The organism is Aquabacterium sp. J223 (genome assembly GCF_024666615.1).
Classification (GTDB): domain Bacteria; phylum Pseudomonadota; class Gammaproteobacteria; order Burkholderiales; family Burkholderiaceae_C; genus J223.
The window spans coordinates 3,396,943-3,416,243 of record NZ_CP088297.1 but is presented as its reverse complement, the minus strand read 5'-3'; the positions used below and the strand labels follow the sequence as shown (position 1 = coordinate 3,416,243).

Below are 19,301 nucleotides of genomic sequence, written 5' to 3'. Positions count from 1 at the left end.
TGTTCCTCGTTATAGGGACAACTTGAACACCCATTCAGGTGGCCGCGCCGGGCCGCCGACGGGTGTAAGAAGTCGCCGGAGGGTCAGGCCACGGCGGCCGCGGCGTTGCCGCGCTGGCGCCCGGCGGTGTCGAGGTATTCCAGCAGCAGCGCGTAGAGCAGTCCCGCCAGCAGCGCCACCACGGCCGCCACCGTGACGTTCAGCCAGAGGATGGGAAACACCGGCACCTGCGGGACTTGGGCGGTTTCGATGCCGATGCCGACCGGCGATCGGGAGGCCCCCAACGAGGCCTCTTCCAGGCTGTTCTTGAGAAAGGTCCTCGCCGCCTGCAGGTCGCGGTACTGCTGGTCGATCTCGGTGAGGCGGCTTTGGTATTCGGGCAGCGCCTTCAGTCGCAGGTTGCGCCGCTCGACCATGGCGGCCACCGTGTCCGCGCGGGCTTGATCGACGGTTCCGAGCGCCGCCAGCTTCTGTTGCAAGGCGGCCTGCGCCGCCTGCCGGCGTTCGATCAGCACCTGTTGGTCGGGGTGATCGGGCAGCGTCTGGACCCGCACCTTCGCCAGATCGATGTCGATCTGCGCCAGTTGCCGCTCCAACTCGTCGATGGCGGGCGTCGCGCTGGCGCGGGTCCGCTCTCCTCGACTTTCGCTCGGCGAGCGTGCGCCGATGGCGCCTCGCAATTCATCCAGTTCCTTGGCAAGGTCCTCACGGCCCTTGAACAACTCCAGCGCCTCGACGTCGCTGAGCGTCGATGCGCTGAGGTTCAGCAATTCCCGACGGCTGCGGACCGTGTCGCGCAACTGACCGTCGACCTCGGCGATGCGGCTTTGCAGCGCGGCGATCTTGGGCAGGGTGCGCTGCCGCATCTGGTTGGCCAGGAAGACGTTGAAATACTCCGCATAGGCGTTGGCGACATCGGCGGCCAGCTTCGGATCGCGATCGCGCACGTAGATCTGGATGATCCCGTCCCGCCCCGCCGTGAAGTCGACGTCGCGTTGCAGCGAGTCGGGCGACTTCATCGGGAACCGGGCATGCATTGCGGCCAACGCATCGCGGCCTTTCAGGATGCCGATGTTGGCCTTGGCGTCGTCCTGGTTCGACGCCGGCAGCGGCACTGCGGCATCGCCGGTGTTCGACCGCTGGGTGGTCGGGCTCGCGGGCACGTAGAACATCGCCCGGGCTTCGTAGATCGCGGGCAGCGACGCGCCGATCATGATGGCACCCACGATGGCGGTGCAGACCAGGACGAGGATGCTGCCGCGGCGCCGGTAGCAGATCATCCAGTAGTCGTAGAGCGTCTTGTCGTTCACGGAGGTGTGCTCAGGGCAGGATGCGCAGTGCCTCTGCGGTCCGCGCGGCGTTCGTCGGAATGATAGAGAAGCAGGGCGGCCGCTTCGGCCAGGCCGATGATCGACCACGACACCAAGCTGTTGATGAAGGGCTCAAACATAAAGTGAAGCGCCAGCCCCATAAGGCCGAGAAGAATGCCTTTTCCGGCCTTTGTCGCGTCCGATGGCGGCGTCTGGCGCAGACCGATGACCAGACGCACGAAGATGCCGAGCAGGATCAGGCACAGCAGCGCGGCCGGCAGCAGGCCGATCTCGGTGGCGAGTTGCAGGTAGGCGTTGTGCACCGGCTGCGGGGAAAGACGGCCGAAGTTGTTCAGGCCGATGCCGATGAAGGGGTGTCGTTCCATTACCTCGAGGCCCACCTGCAACAGGCCGATGCGGTCTTCCGCGCTCTTGCCTGAAATGGGCAGCAGGTACTTTTCGTAGACCCATTCCGCGACACCGGTCTGGTAGGCGATGAGCCCCACCAGCAGGAGAAACGCGACGTAGTGAATCGTCAGGCGCGGGCGAAGCATGATGGGCGTGACGAGCAGCAGAACGCTCATCACCACCAACCCGTTGCCCGTGAAGGTGAAGAACATGCCCGCCCCCATCAGCGTTCCGCCGACGATGCGCAGCCGGTTGGAGAACGGGCCGAGCATGAGCAGCGACGTGGCGATCAACAGGTAATGGGACAGGTTCTGCGCGGTGGGATGGAAGGCGGTCGCGCGAATCATCCAGCCCAGGGGGTTTCCTTGAACCAGTACTTGGGTGCGTTGTCGTCCAGCGAAAGCGGGATCTTCCAGAAGTAGAAGACGGCCTCCTGCGCCAACGCGAGCACCGCACTGGCGATGCCGAGGGCGACCAGCAGCCGGACGGTGAACACCAGTTGCGACGGTGTCCGGACCAGGTTCGCCACGATGAAGAACATCAGGAACTTGGCGATGATGGAGTACTGCGCGACGAACGAAATGACCAGCCCGTTCAGCACGGAGGCGAAGGCGAAAGCCAGGATCGCCAGCCACATCATGAGGAACGGCGGGTACAGGCGCACCGGGCGGTCATTGGTCAGCGAGTCCGCGAGCCACATGCCCGAGGTGATGAGCAATGCGATCTTCAGCGGTTCGATGTTCGCCAGGTTGAAGCCGACGAACTGCGTGGCCAGGAAGAGCAGGACGATGGGGGCGTGCTCGGCGCTCGGCAGCCAGCGCCGCAGCAAGGTCAGGGCGACGAGCACCGAGGCCAGGACGAAGGCCGCGGCCACCGCGATGAGCGGCGGTGCCTCGCCGCGCAGCCAGGGCGCCGCCCACTGAAGCGACAGTCCACGTGCCAGTCGTGCGTCGGCCAGCACGCCGATGGCCAGCAGCAGCCCGAGGCAGGCTGGGACGATCAACGCGCTCAGCCGTGCGGCGCGTGCGGTCAGGGTCTTGGACGTCTCAGCCGGGGGCCGCGCTGAAGAGCTCAGCGACCGCAGCACACCGCACCAAGCAGCAGATAGAGCAGGCCGGACAGTCCGACCAAGAGCAGGAGAAGCAGGCCGGTCTCGACCAGCGGAGCCCAGGATCCGCCGTCCTGCGATGTCCGCACCGCAGGCTCGCCGTCATCCCCGGACCCGGGGGCGGCAAGCGCATTGGCAGGCGCGCCCTGGCTCATGGTCACGAGCCCCAATGAAGGATGAAGTTGAAGACGAGGAAGGTCGCGATGACCGACAGATTGGCGATCAGCAGTCCGAGCACTCCCGCAGCCACCATCGGGCTGGTTCGCCGGGCCCACTGAAGCGCCTTTCCCTGCCGGGCGCTGCGCGGTGTCTCCGAAGCACGGGCTGTCATGTGCGGGTCTTCCCTGAATCGAGGGTCGTGTCGGGCGGCCGGCGCCGAGGTGGCCTGTCAATCCCCGAGTCCGTCGGTCACAAGGCGGCTTGCTGAAATTGCCAACCCTTGTTCAATCGCGAAAAATCATGCCGCGGGTTGCGGCTCGCGGTCAAGCTGCGACCGGGGGGACCACCCGCACTGCAGTGCCTGGACACTAGAAGATCGGTCGGGTGAAGGGGGGATGGTGCGTGGTGCTCAACAGTCACTCGTCGACGGTGTCGCCGCAGTGGGCGGGTTCGACGACGGCGGCCCTTGACGCCGGCGAGGCGGTCCAGGTCCAGGTGGTCTCGTCGCCGGCGGCGTTGCACGCGCTGGTCCCGCAATGGTCCGAGCTGTTGGCCCGCTGCCCCGAGGCCGATCTCTTTGCCCACCCCGCCTGGCATGTCGCCTGGTGGACCGCTTTCGGCGACGGCGGGCAACCCCACGTGCTGGCCTTTCGGGATGCCGGCCGGTTGATCGGCGTGATGCCGTTGATGCGATACCGCGATCGCCTGCGTGGCCTGCCGGCACGTGTCCTCGGGTCGTACAACAACGAGCATGCGTCGCGGACCGGCCTGCTGGCCGAACGGGGTCATGAAGTGGCGCTGGGCCGTGCCCTGGCGCATCACCTGAAGACCTGCGCCGGCGAGTGGGACGTGTTGATGCTGCGGCAGTTGCCGGCGGGCACGGCTTGGCTGCGTTCGTTCGTTGACGCCTGCGCGGTCAACCGCCTGGCCGCCTTCGGGCCGACGCCCGGCATCGGCAAGTGCGTCCTGTCGCTGACCGAAGGTTGGTCCGGCTTCATGTCGGGCAAGTCGCGCCACTTTCGCCGGCGCCTCAAGGAAAACGAGCGCCGTCTGGAACGCGCCGGCCGCGTCACCTACCGGCGCAGCGACGGCAGCGCCGAAGACTTCGAGCATTTCCAGCGCCTGGAAGAACGCAGCTGGAAGGGCGAGGATGGCCATGCCAGCCTTGGCGCCGCCGGCTGGTCGTTCCAGCGCGACGTGGCCCTCAACACCGCTGCGGGCGTGAGCTGCCACAACCTCTTCCTCGAACTCGACGGGCAGGTGGTGGGCGGTGTGCACGCGGTCGCCTTTCGGGGCGTCGCCTACTCGCTGCAGACGCTCTTCGACGAATCGGTGCGCGCGCTCTACGCCGGCCGGGTGCAGTTCGGCGTCCATGTGCAGGACATGTTCGAGTCCGGTCGCCACCGCGTGCTGGACCTCAACGGCAACAGCCCATTTTGCAAGAGCTGGACCGATCAGGAGCTGAGCTTCGTCGGCCTGCAGGTGTTCAACCACCACCCGTACTCCGCGCTGCTGGGGCGGTTGAAGCGCCTCCTCGGACGCCGCCGATGACCGCCGCGATCGCACCGGCCGCCCACCCCCTGGACCTGGCCGCGGGTCTCACGCTGGAGGTGCTGGACTCCCTGGACGACATGCAGGCCCTCACCCCGCAGTGGCGGCGGCTGCTGGCCGACCATCCGGGCCGCAACCTGTTCCTCACACCGGCATGGAACCGGGCGTGGTGGCGGACGTTCGGCACGGGCAAGACGCTGCGGCTGCTGGCGATGCGCGATGGCGGCCGGCTGGTCGGCCTTGCCGCGTTCATGCTCACGCGGGTTCGCCTGCGCGGTCTGCCGGTGCGGGTCTTCAGCACCTTCTCGAACCCCCACGCGTCGCGCAACGACCTGGTCGTCGCCCCGGGCTACGACGCGGTGGTGGCCGAGCGGTTGGCCGCCTACCTCGCGCAGTCCCGGCACGAATGGGACGTGGCCTGGCTGCAGCAGCTGCCGGCCGAGGCGCCCTGGATGCCCGCCTTCCTTGCCGCAGCCCGGCGCCACGGGCTGCTGGCGCAGCAGGCCGAAGGCGTGGGCAAGTGCCGCATGCCGCTGACCACCGACTGGAACGGGTACGTCGAGCAGCGCGGCGGGCACTTCCGCCGCAACAACGGCAAGACCGAGCGCCGCATCGAGCGGGCGGGACGGGTGGAGTACCGCCACTCGCTCAACCCAGGCCCCGAGGACCGTGACTTCGAGGTGTTCGCCGACGTCGAGTCGCGCAGCTGGAAGGAGGATGCCGACAGCGCCGCCCATCTGGGGCCGGCAGGTTGGGCCTTCCAGAAGGAATTCGCCACCGCCTACGACGAAGGCATCAGCTGCGACAACTGGATCGTGGAGCTGGACGGGCAGCCGGTGACCATCGTGCACACCGTCGGCTACGACCGGGTCAGCTACTGCTTCCAGACGCTGTACGACGAGCGCGTGCGCGACCTGTACCTCGGGCGGGCCGCGGTCACGCGCCACTTCCAGAGCGTGTTCGACGACGGCCGCTACGACGTGCTCGACTTCAACGGCAACAGCCCGTTCTGCAAGAGCTGGTGCGACACCGAGCAGCGCTTCATCAGCCTGCAGCTGCACCACCGGCGGCCCTATTCGCTGGCGCTGTGGGCGCTGAAGCGGCTGCGAGAGGCCCGGTGATGTCCGCCGCGCCCGAGACCCTGCGCGACCGCCCCGTCGTGTCGGTGGTCATGCCGAGCTTCAACCACGGCCGCTTCATCGACGCGGCGCTGCGCAGCGTGCACGCCCAGCAGGGGCCGGCGCTCGACGTTATCGTGGTCGATGACGGCTCCACCGACGACACCCAGCGCGTGCTGGACGGCTGGCGTGCCCGTGGGGTCCGCGTGGTCCGGCAGATGCGACAGGGAGCGTCGGCGGCGCGCAACCGCGGCATCGAACTCGCGCGCGGCGAGACCATCGCCTTCCTCGACGCGGACGACCTCTGGCCCCGCACCGACATGCTGCAGGCGGCGCTGGACCTTTTCGAAGCCCGGCCGGAGGTGCACTGGACCTACGGCGACGCCCAGCCCTTCGAGGAGCGCGACGGCGAGATCGTCTTCATCGACCGGCCCTACCTGCAAAGCGGCGGCTGGTACAGCGATCCCTCGCCCGACGGCCGGCACGGCTCGCTCACGCCGTCCGACCTGTGCAACAACGATCGTTTCTTCATTCCCACGGGCACGCTGCTCATCCGCCGGCGCTGCTTCGACGAGGTGGGCGGGTTCGACGAGCGGCTGAAGATGTTCGAGGACACCGACATGTGGCTGCGGCTGCTGCGCTACCCGGTGGCCTTCTTCCCCGACGTGCTGCTGTGGCGCCGCGTGCATGGCGCGAACATCAGCCACCGTCGTTGGGCCCATGTCGAGGACCTGCGCGTGCTGTTCGAACGCTACGACCTCGCGTCGCACGGTGTGTCGTTCGACTTCCATGCCGCGCGGGCGCACTACGGCGCCGGGCGCGAGGCCTGGCGGGCGCGGCGCTTCGCGGCCGCCGCCCGCGAGTTCCGCCGCTCCCTGCAGCACCGTCGGGCTTGGAAGCCGGGCCTGTTGTTCATGGCCGCCGCGGTGGCCGCCTGCTGCGTGCCGTCGGGCGGCCTGCGCGGAGAGCACGGTGAAGGTTGAGGTCGTCGAGTCCCTGGCGGACCTGCAGGCCCGTGCGGCGGAGTGGGCGGCGCTGTACCGCCGCCTGCCCACCGCCGGCCTGTTCGCCTCGCCGGAGTGGGCCCTGCACTGGCTGCACAGCTTCGCGCCCTCGGAGCGGCTGCATTGCACCTTCGTCAGCGACCACAACGGCCTGCAGGCGGTGTTTCCGCTCGCGCCCGCCACCACACGCTGGCGGCGGGTGCCGGTGAGGGCGATGGTCGCCTGCACCAACGCGCACTCGGTGCGGGCGGCGCTGTTGCACGACCCCGCCGGCGCGCCGGCCGCCGCGGCGGCCTGGTGGCGCGCGCTGCGCGAGCGCAAGGGCTGGGACCTGTTGCTGCTCGACGGGTGCGACGCACCGGGCACCGGCCCGGTGCTGCCGCCGCTGCCCGACGAGCTGCCGGTCGAGCGCTGGCTGCATTCCAGCCTGCCCGTGCGGGGGGCTTGGACCGATCACCTCGCCGGCCGCTCGCGCGACCTGCGGCGCAACCTGCGGCGGGCCGAGACCGACCTGGCGCGACTCGGCGCGGTGCACTTCGACCTCTTCGATCAGGATGCCGAGCAGGTCTTCGCGCTGTGGACCGAGGTCGACCGCGCGAGCTGGAAGGCCGACCGCGGCGAAACCGTCGACAGCGACGCGCAGACGACGGCCTACTACCGCGGCATGCTGCACTTGCTGTCGCGCGCCGGACGTCTGCGCGCCGGCGTGCTGCGGCTCGACGACAGACCCATCGCCGTGGTGGTGTGTGCGCAGGACAAGGGCGTGCTCTACACCCTGAAGACCGCCATGCGGGAAGACCTGTCCAGCGCCCGCCTGTCGCTGGGGGCCCTGGTCATGGCGCGCCTGCTGCAGGCCGCATGGTCGCGGCGCGACGTCGCCCTGGTCGATTTCGTCAGCAAGCAGGCCTACACCGACCGCTGGACCACCGACGCGCGCGCCTTCGAACGACGCGCGGTGATCGCCGGCTCCTGGCGCGGCCGCCTCGCGGCCGTGCTCGAACGGGCGGCGCAGCGTGTGCATAACCCGCTGGCCGTCGTAGAACCCTCCCGAAGCTGACCCATGTCCGTGACCCGCAAGATGCACCGGCTCGCCGTCAAGGCGACGATGAAGCTCAAGCGCGTGCGGGACTTCGCGCTGCACCGCGACCCGATCGACGCGGTGATCGACGAGGTGCGCCGTGCCCGGCCCGAGCCGGCCTTCGAGGAGCGCGTGGTGGTGATCACCGGCTCCAGCGAGGGCATCGGGTTCGTCGTGGCCCAGGCGTTCCTGCGCAAGGGCTCGCGGGTGGTCATCAACGGCCGGCGCGAGGCGGTGCTGCAGGCCGCCGCCGCCAAGCTCGGTTCGCCCGATCGGGTGCTGGCGGTGTGTGCCGACGTCTCCACCGCGCGCGGCGCGCAGGCCCTGCTGGACCAGACGCTGCAGCGGTTCGGCAGCGCCGACCTGCTGATCAACAACGCCGCGGTGATGGGTCCGAAGGACCGCAAGGCCTGGGACATCGGCGAGGACGACTGGTCACAGACGCTGGCGGCCAACCTCACCGGTCCGTTCCTCTGCGCCAGCCTCTTCATGCGCTGGATGGTGGGCGCCGGGGTGAGCGGCCGCATCGTCAACGTGTCGTCCGGCGCCGCCAATGCGCCGGTGCCGGGGCTGCTGCCCTATGCCGTCACCAAGGCGGCGCTCGACGCGCTGACCCGCAGCCTCGCCGCCGATGCGGAAGGCACCGGCATCGCGGTCATCGGCCTCCAACTCGGCAGCACCAGGACCGAGATGGCGAAGCGCTTTTTCGCCTGGCACGAGTACGAGCTGCTGCCGCCGCCGGACACGCTGGTGCCGGCCTTCTGGTACGCCGCGTCTGGCGATGCGCGCCTGCTCAACGGCCGGGTCATCGCCGCCTGGCGTTACCTGATGGCACGCGACGCCGAGGGCCAGATCGCCATGCCGATGGCGGTCGTCGAACGCTTCCGCTTCGTCGAGCAGCCGGTGCCCGATCACATCCCGCCCGAGGCCCGGATCGTGCTGAACCGGGCGGAGAACCAGTTCGGCATGCCGGGCACCGTGAAGGCGCTGCTCAACGGCGCGGGCATCGACGTCTCGCGCTATCCGGACCCCGACTACGGCCCGCTGCGCCAGCAGTTGGCCGCCCGCCACGGGCTGGACGCCGGCTGCGTCAGCTTCGGCAACGGCTCCGCGGAACTCGTCGAACGGGTGCTGCGCGTGTTCACCAAGCCGGGCGAGGCGGTGGTGTCGAACGAACCGAGCTGGTTCATGTTCGACCGCTTCGCCTACGTCGCCGGCGTGCGCAACGACAAGGTGCCCTTCGTCCCGTCGGCGGAGGAGGGCTTCGACCACAACCTCGACGGCGTGCTGGCCGCCCTGCGGGGCGACACCCGCCTGATCTACCTGATCAGCCCGAGCAACCCGGTGGGGGTGCCGATCCGGCACCAGCCCTTCCTGGACTTCCTGGCGCGGGTGCCCCACCACATTCCGGTGATCGTCGACGAGGCCTATGTCGAATACGCTGACCGGCCTGACATGCTCGACACCGCCCGCGTCATCCGCGACACCGGCCGCATGGTGCTGGCGCTGCGCACCTTCTCGAAGTTCTACGGCCTGGCCGGCCTGCGGGTGGGTTATGCCCTCGGCACCCCACAGACCATCGACTGGCTGGACCGTGGCGAACTGCTGTTCAACATCTCGTCCTTCGCGGCCGAGGCCGCCCGCGCGGCGCTGGACGACGCCGACCATGCCCGACGGACCTTCGACAACTGCGTGCGCGAACGACAGCGCATCACGACCTTCCTTCGGGACCATGCGCTGGACCACGTGCCGTCGCAGAGCAACATGATGCTGTTCGAACCTCCGACCGCGCCGGACACGCTGTTCGACCGCCTGCAGGCGCAGGGCATCGTGCCGGCGCGCGGGGTGGTGCTGGGCAAGTACGTCGTCTGGCCGGTCGGCCTGCCGGCGCAGAACGACCGCTTCATGGCGGTGGTCAGGTCATGCCTGTGAACGGCGCGCACCCGCCGCCCGTCGGACACGCGGCGCCCATGATCGAGGTGCGGGCGCTGGGCAAGGTGTTCGACCACGACCGCAGCTTCCGTCAGCTGCTCCGTGGCGAACGCCCGGGTCGCACGAGCGCGGTCGAGGAGATCAGCTTCGACATCGACGACGGCGAGGTGCTGGGCCTGGTCGGCCCGAACGGCGCCGGCAAGACCACGCTGCTGCGCATGCTGAGCACCCTGCTGACGCCGACCACCGGTTCGGCCCGGGTGTGCGGGCTCGACGTGGTCGGCGACGCGGCGGCGGTGCGAACGCGCATCGGGCTCGTGGCCAGCAACGAACGCAGCTTCTTCTGGCGGCTGACGGGCCGGCAGAACCTGCGCTTCTTCGCCGACCTGCACCACCTGCCGTCGCGCCAGGCGGAACGGTGGATCGACGAACTGCTGGAGCTGCTGGACCTGCGTGGCGTGGAGCACCAGCGCTTCGAGGCCTATTCCACCGGCACCAAGCAACGCTTCGCGATCGCGCGCGGCATGCTGCACCGTCCGCAGGTGCTCTTCATGGACGAGCCGACCAAGGGCGTCGATCCCAAGTCGTCGGCGGACATCATCGCCATGATCCGCGAGCGGGTGGTCACGCATGCCCGTCAGACGGTGATCATCACCACCCACAACCTGCGCGAGATCGAGCAGCTGTGCCGGCGCACGCTGATCATGGAGCGTGGCCGGGTGGCGTACCTCGGCACCACGGGGGACCTCAAGCGTGCCGTGAACGCGACCGACGTCTACCGCATCCAGCTGGCGCGGGTGCCGCCGGGCCTGCCGCAGCGCCTGTCGGCGCTGTGCGCGCTGCCGGTGAGGGAACCGCTGCCCGGGGTGCTGGAGCTGCACCTGCACCATGGCGGGCCCGCCATGGACCAGGTGATGCGGCTGGTGGTGGAGTCCCGCGGCATCCTGCTCGACTGCACCCGGGTCGAGATTCCGATCGAGGACGCCTTCGTCGCCTTCCTGGCCGGGCGTCGCCAGGCACAGGCTTCGGCGGAAGCGGCCCAACCGAGCCCTGCCATCGCATGCTGAAGACCGCCTGGGCCTTTCTCAAGCGCGATTTCCTGGTGGCGTCGAGCTACCGCACCGCGTTCCTCATGCAGACCGCCAGCATCCTGCTCGGCGTGCCGTTCATCTTCTTCATCAGCCGCTTCCTCGGCCAGTCGGACAACGCGCTGCTGCGGGAGTACAACAACAACTACTTCGCCTTCCTGCTCATCGGCGTGGCGCTGACCGACTACCTCACCGTCAGCCTGACCACCTTCAACACCAGCATCCGGGAGAACCAGATGATGGGCACGCTGGAGATCATCATGCTGTCGCCCACCAGCGTGGCGGCGCTGGTCATCTGCTCGTCGCTCTGGGGCTTCTGCTTCACCACCCTGCGCTTCTGCCTCTACCTGCTCGGCGGGCTGGCCTTCGGCATGGACGTCTCCAGCGCCAACCTGCTCAGTGCGATGGTGGTCCTGCTGCTGTCCATCGTCAGCTTCTCGTCCATCGGCATCCTCATCGCCGCCATCACGCTGGTCATCAAGCGCGGCGAGGGACTGAACGTGGCGGTGTCGGCGCTGTCGGTGGTGCTCGGCGGCGTGGTGTTCCCGACGAAGACGTTGCCGGTGTGGCTGGAGCAGCTCGGGTGGCTGCTGCCGTTCACCCATTCGCTGCAGGCCATGCGCCTGGCCATGCTGAAGGGCAGCCCGCTGGCCGACATGCAGCCGCAGCTGCTGGTGCTGTCGGTCTTCGCCTTCGTGCTGGCGCCGCTGGCGCTGTGGGTGTTCCGCATCGCGTTGCAGCACACCAAGGTGCGCGGCACCCTGGCCACCTATTGACGCGCGAGGCGTCATGCTCGACCGCGCCGCCCGCGCCCTCTACCGCCGCCTGTGGCCCACCGCCCGCAACGCCCTGCGGACCTGGCTGGTGCTGGAGGCGCGCGACCGCATGCCGCAGCCGATCGAGCAGTTCGCCGAGCGCTGCGTGCTGGTCATCGCACCGCACAGCGACGACGACGTGATCGGCTGCGGCGGTGTCATGGCCCGGCACGTGGCCGCGGGCGCCGAGGTGCACACCGCCGTCATGACCGACGGCCGGTGGGGCGATGGTCGGCTGTACTCGCGTGAACTGCCTGCGGCCGAGCGGCAACGGCTGCAGGATGAACTGGTCGCCACACGCGAGCGCGAGGCCTGTTCGGCGGCGGCGGTGCTCGGAACGCGGGGCGTTCACTTTCTCGGCCGCGTGGACGGCGCGCTGCGCCCCGACCGGCAGGCGGTGGACGCGGTGAGAACGCTGCTGCAGCACCTCCGGCCGGAACTGGTCTACCTGCCGTTCGTCTACGACCTCCACGAGGACCATTGGCAAACCAACCGGGTGTTCGCCGAGGCCGCCCAGGCGCTGGACCTGTCGGCGGCCCGCCGCCTGCGCGTGCGCGGCTACGAGGTCTGGACCCCGCTGCCTGCCAACCGCGTGGCCGACATCGGCTCGGTGATGGGCCTCAAGCGCGCGGCGCTCGCCGAGTTCCGTTCGCAGCTGGGGGACCAGGACTACCTGCGCCTGGTCGAAGGGCTGAACGCGTACCGCTCCGGCGGACCGTTCGGCGGCCGTGGCTATGCGGAGGCGTTCCATGAGACCAGCCTGCCGGCCTACCTGCGGCTGGTGCGGGCGGCGACGCTGCGCGGCGGCTCGGCGCCGGCCGTGTCGGCGCCCGAGGTGGTGGTCGAGGCCGGGCGATGAAACTGCTGGTGGTGCACGACAAGGCGCGCGACGAGGTCGGCGGCATGAGCGCGTTCATCGCGGCGCAGAACGCCCTGTTGCGCAGCGCCGGCTGGCAGGTCCGCGAGCTGATCTGCACGGCGCAGCCGCAGATCGACGCGCTTCATCTGCCGTCCAGCGGACGTCGGCTGGGCCGACAGGCGCTGGCGCAGTTGAAGGTGATGCTCGCGGCCGAACGACCGGACGCCGTGCTGCTGCACTCGGTGTACTACGCCCTCGGCCCCTCGGCGTTGCAGGGCCTGTCGTCGAGCCGTGCCGCTGGCCTACCTGCTGCACGACGTGACGCCGCTGTGCCCGCGCCTGACCCGGCTCGACCGGGACGGCCGGGCCTGTCACCGGGCGCAGGGCGTGGGCTGCGTGACGGGCGGCTGCTGGCGCCCGGGGGAGCAGGGACGCTGGGCGTCCGACGCGCACGGCCTGCTGATGCGGACGCTGCAGGTCCGGGCCATGCGCTCGGTGCCGCAGTGGATCGTGCCCAGCCGCTACCTGGCCGAACTGCTGCAGCTGCACGGCGTCGCCGACGCCGGCGCCGTCGCGGTGGTGCCGCACTTCATCGGGCCCGCCGACGCGCCCGTGCCGCCCCCGGTGCCGGGCCGCCTGTTCTTCGCCGGCCGCCTGGTGCCGGAGAAGGGGCTTCAGGTGCTGATCGACGCGCTGCCCCACCTGCACGCCGCCCACTGGCACCTGCACGTGGCCGGCGACGGACCCTCGCGCGAGGCGCTGCAGGCGCAGGCGCACCGCCTCGGCCTCGGCGAACGGGTCCGCTGGCTGGGGGCGTTGCCGCCGCACGCCATGGCGGAACAGTACGGGCAGGCGACGGCGGTGGTCATGCCGTCGCTCATCCCCGAGTCGTTCGGCCTCGTCGGACTGGAGGCGATGCGCAGCGCGCGGCCCGTCGCCGGCTTCCTGTCCGGCGGCATGGCGGAGTGGCTGCGCGATGGCGTCAACGGCGTGGTGGCCGCTTGGGGCGATGCGCGGTCGCTGGCCGGCGCCATCGACCCGCTGCTCATGCAGCCGTCGGTCGCCGCCGCGCTGGGCGAGCGCGGCCGGGCGCTGGCGCTGCGCGAGTTCTCGCCGGCCCTGCACCTGCAACGCCTGCAACGGCTGCTCGAACGCACCATCGACGCCCATGGCCGTCCCGCCGACCGGGTGTCACCGCCACGGCCGACGGACACCCGGGCCGCGCGACCATGACCGGCGGCCTCCGCATCCTGTTCGTCTCGCCGCTCGACCGGCGCACCGTGCCCAACACGCGTGAACAGAACATGGCCGACGAGTGCAGGGCCTTGGGACACGAGACCCTGTCGTTGACCCTGGCGCAGAACACCGCGCGCTCACCGGGCGCGGTGCTGCGCGATTCGCTGAGCTGGCGGGTGGCGCACAGCGACGACGGCCGGGTGGTGCGCATCGATCCGCCGTTGAACCCCTGCACCGGGCTCGAGACCAACCTTGCGACGGGGAAGGGCGACGGCGGTGCGCCGTCGATGCGGCGCCTCGTGGTCCGCTGGCTCTCGCCCCTCGGCGTCCTGCGCGACCTCACCATCGTGCCGGCCTTCCTGGTCCATGCGCTGCGCCGCGGCCGGTTCGACCTGTGCATCGCCTATGGGCCGTGGGCGGCCTGTGTCGGCTGGTGGCTGCGCCGCCTCGGGCGTGTGGGGCTGCTGGTCTACGACGACCAGGACTACGAGCCGGCCATCCTGCGCAACCGCACCCGGCAGCGCTGGGCGGTGTTCCTCGAGCGCGCGATGATGCGCCGGGCCGATGCGGTGGTGTCGGTCGGCCATCGCCTGGCGGCGCTGCGCCAGGCCCAGACCGGGCGCGACGTGACCGTGGTCCCCAACGGCGTGCCCGCGCGCAGCCTCTTGCCGCCCCGAGGGGTGGAGCCGCCGCCGCAGCCGTTCACCCTGGTCTACGTCGGCAACCTGGTGCCGTGGAGCGGGCTCGACGTGATGCTGGACGGCCTGCCGGCGGTGTTGGCCGAGGGCCTGTCGCTGCGCGTGTGGATCGTCGGCGACGGCTCGCCGCCGTACGTGCAGGGCCTGCGCGACCGGGTGGCGGCGCTGGGGCTCGGCGCGGTGGTCGAGTTCGTCGGCCGCGTGCCCAACGAACGCATCGGCGAGTGGCTGGGCCAGGCCGACGTGGGCCTCGCGCATTTCCGCGACGAGCCCTACCGCCGGTACGCCTTCCCGTTGAAGGTGATCGAGTACATGGCGGCCGGCCTGGCGGTGATCGGCACCCTCGACACCGAGACCGAGGACATCCTCGCGCGCCACGGCTGCGGCGTCGCCGTGGCCTGCGAACCGGCCGCCATCGCGCAGGCCATCCTGCGGCTGGCGAACGACGACGCGCTGCTGCAGCGCTGTCGTTCGCAGGCCCGGCACAGCGCCCCGGCCTACCTGTGGTCGACGCTGACCGCGCGCGAGCTGGCGGTGGCGGCGGCCGTGCAGGGGCGGCACCCCCGGGAGCAGCCGGTATGACCGCGCCGGGGGTCGTGTTCTTCCTGTCGTCGGAATGGTCCCGGTACCACCGGCCGGGGCTGCTGCGGGCCGTGGCCGCGGCCACCCGCGACCGCGGGCCGGCCATCGTGGTCGACAACCCGGTGTGCCTGGCCACGGCGCGCTGGCACCGGCCGCAACGCTGGCAGGCCTGGCGCCAGTCTGGCGCCGCCGCACCGCGCCTGCGCCCGGTGGCCGACAACCTGTGGCTGCTCGATGCCGGCGTGGTGCTGCACGACAAGCTGTCCGCCCTGCTGCCCGGGGCGCCGCTGCTCAACCGCCGCTGGCTGGGCGGTCAGCTGCGCGCGGCCCGCCGCCACCTCGGGCTGGAGGGGCCCTGGGTCGGCTGGTACCAGTTCCCGACGCAGCACCACTACGCCGGCCGGCTGGGCGAAGCGCTGGCCCTGTACGAGTGCTACGACGAGCACTCCGACGTGCCCGGCCTGTCGCGGCCGGCGCGACAGCGGCTGATCGGCCTGGAGCAGCGGCTGATGGCGCGCTGCGGCCTGGTGTTCACCACCTCCCGGCCGCTGTACGAGGCACGGCGTGCGTCGCATCCCAACGTGGCCCTGACGTACAACGGGGCCGACCTCGACTTTTTCGCGCCGGTCGGCGAGCAGAGCCTGCGCCGCGTCGCGGCGCCGCGCGACGGGCCGCTGACGGTCGGCTACCTGGGGACGATCCACGAGCACACCGACCTCGAACTGATGTGCGGCCTGGCCGAGCGCCGACCGGACTGGACGTTCAGCCTCATCGGGCCGGTGCAGCCCGGCGCCGCCGCCGGGCCGCTGGCCCGCCTGAGGACGCTGCCGAACGTGCAGCTTCACGGCTGGGTCGACGAGGCGGACCTGCACCGCCTGCTCGACGGCGTCGACGTGGGCGTCATCCCCTACCGGCAGGGCGCCCGCTTCAACCAGTTCGTCAACCCGAACAAGCTGCACGAGTACACCGCGATGGGCAAGCCGGTGGTGGCGTCTGCGGGCGTCGACCTGTCGTCGCATGGCGGCTCGGTGTCGACGGCCGCCGGCGTCGACGAATTCGTCGCCGCGATCGAGGCCGAGCATGCGGCGGACGACGAGGCGGCGGTGCGGCGGCGGCTGGAGACCGCGCGCGGCAACAGCTGGCAGGCCCGGGCGCAGCTGATGCTGGCGCACATCGATCGCACCTTGTCGCCCGCCGCCGCGGCGACCGTGCCCGCGGGGGTCGGCGCGTGAACCGCCCGGGCCTGCGCGTCGGCCTCGACATCCGGCTGGCCCATTGGCCCGGCATCGGGCGCTACATCGAGGAGACGGTTCGCCACCTGGCGGCCGACCATCCGGACACCGAGTTCGTGCTGTTCGGCAATGCCGAAGGGTGCGGCACGCTGCGCGCCTACGAGGACCCGCGGCTGCAGCAGCGGCTGCAGGCGCCCAACCTGCGTTTCGTGCCGTGCTCCGCCGCGCCGTTCAGCCTGCACGACCCGTTCGCGCTGGGGCGGGCGGCCCGGCTGCAGGGCGTGCACGTCTTCCACGCGCCCTACATCAACATCCCCTGGCTGCCGCGAAACGGCATCCCCCTGGTGGTGACCCTGCACGACTTCCGCCATCCCGACCTGGCGCTGCAGGCGGCGTCGCCGCGCACCTGGGCCAAGCGGGCCTACTACGAGGCGCTGACCCGCCTGGCGCTGGCGCGGGCGCAGCGCATTGTCTGCGTGTCGGAATTCCTGGCGGGGCAGCTCGGCACCTTCCGCCCCGCGCTGAGGCACCGGCTGGAGGTCATCCACCACGCCGCGTCCGACGTCTTCCGACCCGCGCCACCCGGCGTCGCGGCGGCCGAGGTGGCACGGCAGTTCGGCCTCGAAGGCCGCTACCTCCTCTTCGTCGGCACGCTCAAGCCGCACAAGAACCTGCTGGCGGTGGTGCAGGCGCTGGCGCGGGCGGACGTGCCCGGCGACGTGACGCTGGCCGTCGCGGCCGCACCCGACGAGCGCTACCCGCAGGTGCCGGCGGCGGTGCGCCGGCTGGGGCTCGAACGGCGGGTGCGCTTTCTCGGCCATGTCGACAAGCGCCACCTGTCCATGCTGTACGGCGCGGCGGTGGCGACGCTGCTGCCGTCGTCGTACGAAAGCTTCGGTCTGCCGCTGGTGGAGTCGATGGCCTGCGGCACGCCGGTGATCGCCGCGCCCTCGGCCTCGCTGCCGGAGGTCGGCGGCGATGCGGCCTGGTACGCCGAGCCGGAGCCGGCGGCGCTGGCCGCCGCGATGCGCGGCGCCGTCCTCGACGAGGCGCAACGGGCGCGCCGCCGAGCCGCCGGCCTGCAGCGCGCGTCGGCCTTCAGCTGGAAGCGCGCCGCCGCGGCGCTGCATGCGGTCTACCTCCACGCGGCACGGGGCGGGGACCGCGCGGCCGGCCGCCTCGGCCAGGCGACGCCGTCATGAAACGCCTTCGATCCGGCCTTGCGGCGCTGATGCTGCTCGCCGGCCTCGTGGCATCGGGCCCCATCGCGGCGGTGCAGATCGAGGTGGACGCCCAGCGCAGCTCGCCGATGCCCGCGGTGATGCGCCCCGGCATCTTCACCTTCAAGCCGGAGCCGCCCGCCGAAGCCCTGCAGGACTGGCTGGACCAGGTGCGGCCGGGGGTGGTCGAGGTCGACATCGGCGGGCCGGTGTTCCAGCAGGCCAGCGACGCCGCCGATGCCGTGCGACGCGCGCGCGCGCTGTTGCCGATGCTCAGGCGCATTCGTGCCGCCGGCGGCGCGCCGGTGCTGGCCATCACCCGCCTGCCGCTGTGGCTGTCCTCGCGCCCGAACGCCACCGACGCCGTCGCCGGCGACGTGGTGCCCAAGGGCAGCGTGGTCGCGCCGCGTGACGGGGGCGCGTGGTCGGACCTGGTCACCGCCGTGGTGGCCGAGCTGAAGCAAGGCCTGGGCGGGTCGCCGGACTACAAGATCGGCTGGGAACCCGACCAGTCCGCGTGGCAGGGCAGCGAGGCCGACTTCTTCAACTTCTACCGCGACACCGTGCGCGGCGTGCGACGGGCCGATGCGCAGGCGCGGGTCGGCGGGCCCTCGGTGAGCGCGCTGTACAACGGCAAGGGCGGCGAGGGCGCGCCGCCGATGATCCCGCGCTTCCTGCGCTACTGCGCCGACACGCCGCTGCCCGACCTGGGGTTGAAGCGGCTGCCCGTCGACTTCCTGATCTGGCACCAGTTCGGCACCGACGCCGTGCTCGCCTGGGACCTCGCCGCGCGGCAGGCGCGGGCCTGGCTGCGCGACGCCGGCTACCCGGAGCGCACCGAACTGTTCATCGGCGAATGGTCGAGCTGGTCCGCCTGGCCGCAGCCGCAGAGCCCCGAGCACGACCAGCCGGCCCTGGCGGCGTACATCGTGGCGTCGCTGGCGGCGATGGACACCGCCGGCATCGGCCGCGCGGCCTTCACCTCGCTGACCGAGCAGCGCGAGGTGGAAGGCCAGCCCTTCATCGGCAGCTTCGGCGTCTACACCAACCAGTTCGTGCGCAAGCCGGCGTTCTGGGCCTTCAACGCCGTGTCCCGGCTGGGCGGTGCGCGGGTCGCCGCACGCAGCAGCGACCCGCTGGTGGCGGTGATCGCCGGCCGGCCCTCGGCCGGCGAGGTCGCGCTGGTGGTGGCCGCCTCCTCGCCACAGCCGAAGGCGCTGCAGCGCAGCTTCGTCGCCAAGGCCTTGGCCGCGGGCGCCGGCTTCGACGAGCTGCGCCGCGCGCTGGACGGCCGACAGCTCGAGCGGCTGACCTTCGGCGAGGCAAGCCCCGACGAGGTGCGTGGCAACGAGGCGCTGCGCCAGGCGTTGGGCAAGGCCGCCGCCGAGGTGGTGCCGCTGGCCCGCCGCAGCGCCGCCCAGCGGGGCCGGTCGCATTCGGTGGTGATCGAGCTGAGCGGCTTCGACGGGTCGTCGGCGGAGCTGTGGCGCATCGACAGCCGGCACGCCAACGCCTTTTCGCTTCGCGAGCGGATCACCGGCCACCTGCAGCAGCGGCTGGCGCAGGAAAAGCAGTCCCTGCCACAGGGGCTGCTGCGCCGCTTCGAGGAGCGCGGCTACCGCGGCGACCAGATCGAGGCCTTCAAGCAGGTGATGAACAGCCGCGACCGAGAGCGCGCGCTGGCCGGCCGTGCACCGCAGGACCGGACCGCCGTCCGTGCCCTGGCGGACGAGTCGCAGGCCTTCATCAGCGAGCGCCTGTGGGCCGTCGGACAGGAGATCAACGCGTGGCCCGAACTCGGCTTCAAGGCCGACGAGCGCGCCCTCAGGTTGCGCGACCGCCGGCTCGAATTCGAGATGGAGGACGACTCGGTGGTGCTGGTCCGGATCATGAACCGGTGATG

Annotated in this window: 17 protein-coding genes and 1 pseudogene; 13 read left to right on the top strand and 5 right to left on the bottom strand. The window is 71.0% G+C overall.

Annotated features, from left to right (window positions below):
* Positions 1-83 precede the first annotated feature (83 nt).
* The 5 genes from LRS07_RS16245 to LRS07_RS16225 are packed head-to-tail and all read right to left on the bottom strand — an operon-like array spanning position 84 to position 3,157.
* A complete protein-coding gene (locus LRS07_RS16245; protein ID WP_260499018.1) occupies positions 84-1,310 on the bottom strand; it encodes a GumC domain-containing protein in 1,227 nt (408 codons plus the stop codon).
* Positions 1,307-2,065: an O-antigen ligase family protein gene (locus LRS07_RS16240; protein WP_260499017.1), complete on the bottom strand. Its 759-nt coding sequence runs from the start codon at positions 2,063-2,065 to the stop codon at positions 1,307-1,309. Before LRS07_RS16240 ends, LRS07_RS16245 begins: the two co-directional genes overlap by 4 nt.
* Positions 2,062-2,805 carry a hypothetical protein gene (locus LRS07_RS16235; protein WP_260499016.1) on the bottom strand — a complete coding sequence of 248 codons (744 nt, stop codon included), beginning with the start codon at positions 2,803-2,805 and terminating at the stop codon, positions 2,062-2,064. The genes LRS07_RS16240 and LRS07_RS16235 overlap by 4 nt, the downstream gene beginning before the upstream one ends.
* Positions 2,790-2,981 (bottom strand): hypothetical protein, encoded by a 192-nt coding sequence (locus tag LRS07_RS16230; protein ID WP_260499015.1) that lies wholly within the window; start codon positions 2,979-2,981, stop codon positions 2,790-2,792. Before LRS07_RS16230 ends, LRS07_RS16235 begins: the two co-directional genes overlap by 16 nt.
* 2 nt (positions 2,982-2,983) lie before the next feature.
* The gene (locus tag LRS07_RS16225; RefSeq protein ID WP_260499014.1) at positions 2,984-3,157 is read right to left on the bottom strand and encodes a hypothetical protein; all 174 of its coding nucleotides are present in this window, start codon (positions 3,155-3,157) and stop codon (positions 2,984-2,986) included.
* 257 nt (positions 3,158-3,414) lie between these two features.
* Between LRS07_RS16225 and LRS07_RS16220 the strand changes: the two genes are divergently transcribed.
* The 13 genes and pseudogenes from LRS07_RS16220 (at position 3,415) to LRS07_RS16160 (ending at position 19,299) form a co-directional block, all read left to right on the top strand.
* Positions 3,415-4,536, top strand: coding sequence for a GNAT family N-acetyltransferase (locus tag LRS07_RS16220; RefSeq protein ID WP_260499013.1), 1,122 nt, complete (start codon positions 3,415-3,417; stop codon positions 4,534-4,536).
* Positions 4,533-5,657: a GNAT family N-acetyltransferase gene (locus tag LRS07_RS16215; protein ID WP_260499012.1), complete on the top strand. Its 1,125-nt coding sequence runs from the start codon at positions 4,533-4,535 to the stop codon at positions 5,655-5,657. Before LRS07_RS16220 ends, LRS07_RS16215 begins: the two co-directional genes overlap by 4 nt.
* Complete coding sequence (locus LRS07_RS16210) at positions 5,657-6,637, top strand: glycosyltransferase (RefSeq protein WP_260499011.1); 981 nt, start codon at positions 5,657-5,659, stop codon at positions 6,635-6,637. The genes LRS07_RS16215 and LRS07_RS16210 overlap by 1 nt, the downstream gene beginning before the upstream one ends.
* The gene (locus LRS07_RS16205) at positions 6,627-7,715 is read left to right on the top strand and encodes a GNAT family N-acetyltransferase (protein WP_260499010.1); all 1,089 of its coding nucleotides are present in this window, start codon (positions 6,627-6,629) and stop codon (positions 7,713-7,715) included. The genes LRS07_RS16210 and LRS07_RS16205 overlap by 11 nt, the downstream gene beginning before the upstream one ends.
* A gap of 3 nt (positions 7,716-7,718) precedes the next feature.
* Positions 7,719-9,668: an SDR family NAD(P)-dependent oxidoreductase gene (locus LRS07_RS16200; protein ID WP_260499009.1), complete on the top strand. Its 1,950-nt coding sequence runs from the start codon at positions 7,719-7,721 to the stop codon at positions 9,666-9,668.
* A gap of 143 nt (positions 9,669-9,811) precedes the next feature.
* Positions 9,812-10,735, top strand: a pseudogene (locus LRS07_RS16195) (ABC transporter ATP-binding protein); the annotation flags it as partial.
* Positions 10,729-11,532 (top strand): ABC transporter permease, encoded by an 804-nt coding sequence (locus LRS07_RS16190; protein ID WP_260499007.1) that lies wholly within the window; start codon positions 10,729-10,731, stop codon positions 11,530-11,532. The pseudogene LRS07_RS16195 and the gene LRS07_RS16190, both read left to right, overlap by 7 nt.
* A gap of 13 nt (positions 11,533-11,545) precedes the next feature.
* The gene (locus LRS07_RS16185; RefSeq protein ID WP_260499006.1) at positions 11,546-12,430 is read left to right on the top strand and encodes a PIG-L deacetylase family protein; all 885 of its coding nucleotides are present in this window, start codon (positions 11,546-11,548) and stop codon (positions 12,428-12,430) included.
* Between the two features lie 291 nt (positions 12,431-12,721).
* Positions 12,722-13,663 (top strand): glycosyltransferase, encoded by a 942-nt coding sequence (locus tag LRS07_RS16180; protein ID WP_260499005.1) that lies wholly within the window; start codon positions 12,722-12,724, stop codon positions 13,661-13,663.
* The gene (locus LRS07_RS16175) at positions 13,660-14,946 is read left to right on the top strand and encodes a glycosyltransferase family 4 protein (RefSeq protein ID WP_260499004.1); all 1,287 of its coding nucleotides are present in this window, start codon (positions 13,660-13,662) and stop codon (positions 14,944-14,946) included. The genes LRS07_RS16180 and LRS07_RS16175 overlap by 4 nt, the downstream gene beginning before the upstream one ends.
* Positions 14,943-16,178, top strand: coding sequence for a glycosyltransferase (locus LRS07_RS16170; protein ID WP_260499003.1), 1,236 nt, complete (start codon positions 14,943-14,945; stop codon positions 16,176-16,178). The genes LRS07_RS16175 and LRS07_RS16170 overlap by 4 nt, the downstream gene beginning before the upstream one ends.
* On the top strand, positions 16,175-17,380 hold the full coding sequence (locus LRS07_RS16165; RefSeq protein ID WP_260499002.1) for a glycosyltransferase family 4 protein: 1,206 nt from the start codon (positions 16,175-16,177) through the stop codon (positions 17,378-17,380). Before LRS07_RS16170 ends, LRS07_RS16165 begins: the two co-directional genes overlap by 4 nt.
* The gene (locus tag LRS07_RS16160) at positions 17,377-19,299 is read left to right on the top strand and encodes a GH39 family glycosyl hydrolase (RefSeq protein WP_260499001.1); all 1,923 of its coding nucleotides are present in this window, start codon (positions 17,377-17,379) and stop codon (positions 19,297-19,299) included. The genes LRS07_RS16165 and LRS07_RS16160 overlap by 4 nt, the downstream gene beginning before the upstream one ends.
* Positions 19,300-19,301 lie beyond the last annotated feature (2 nt).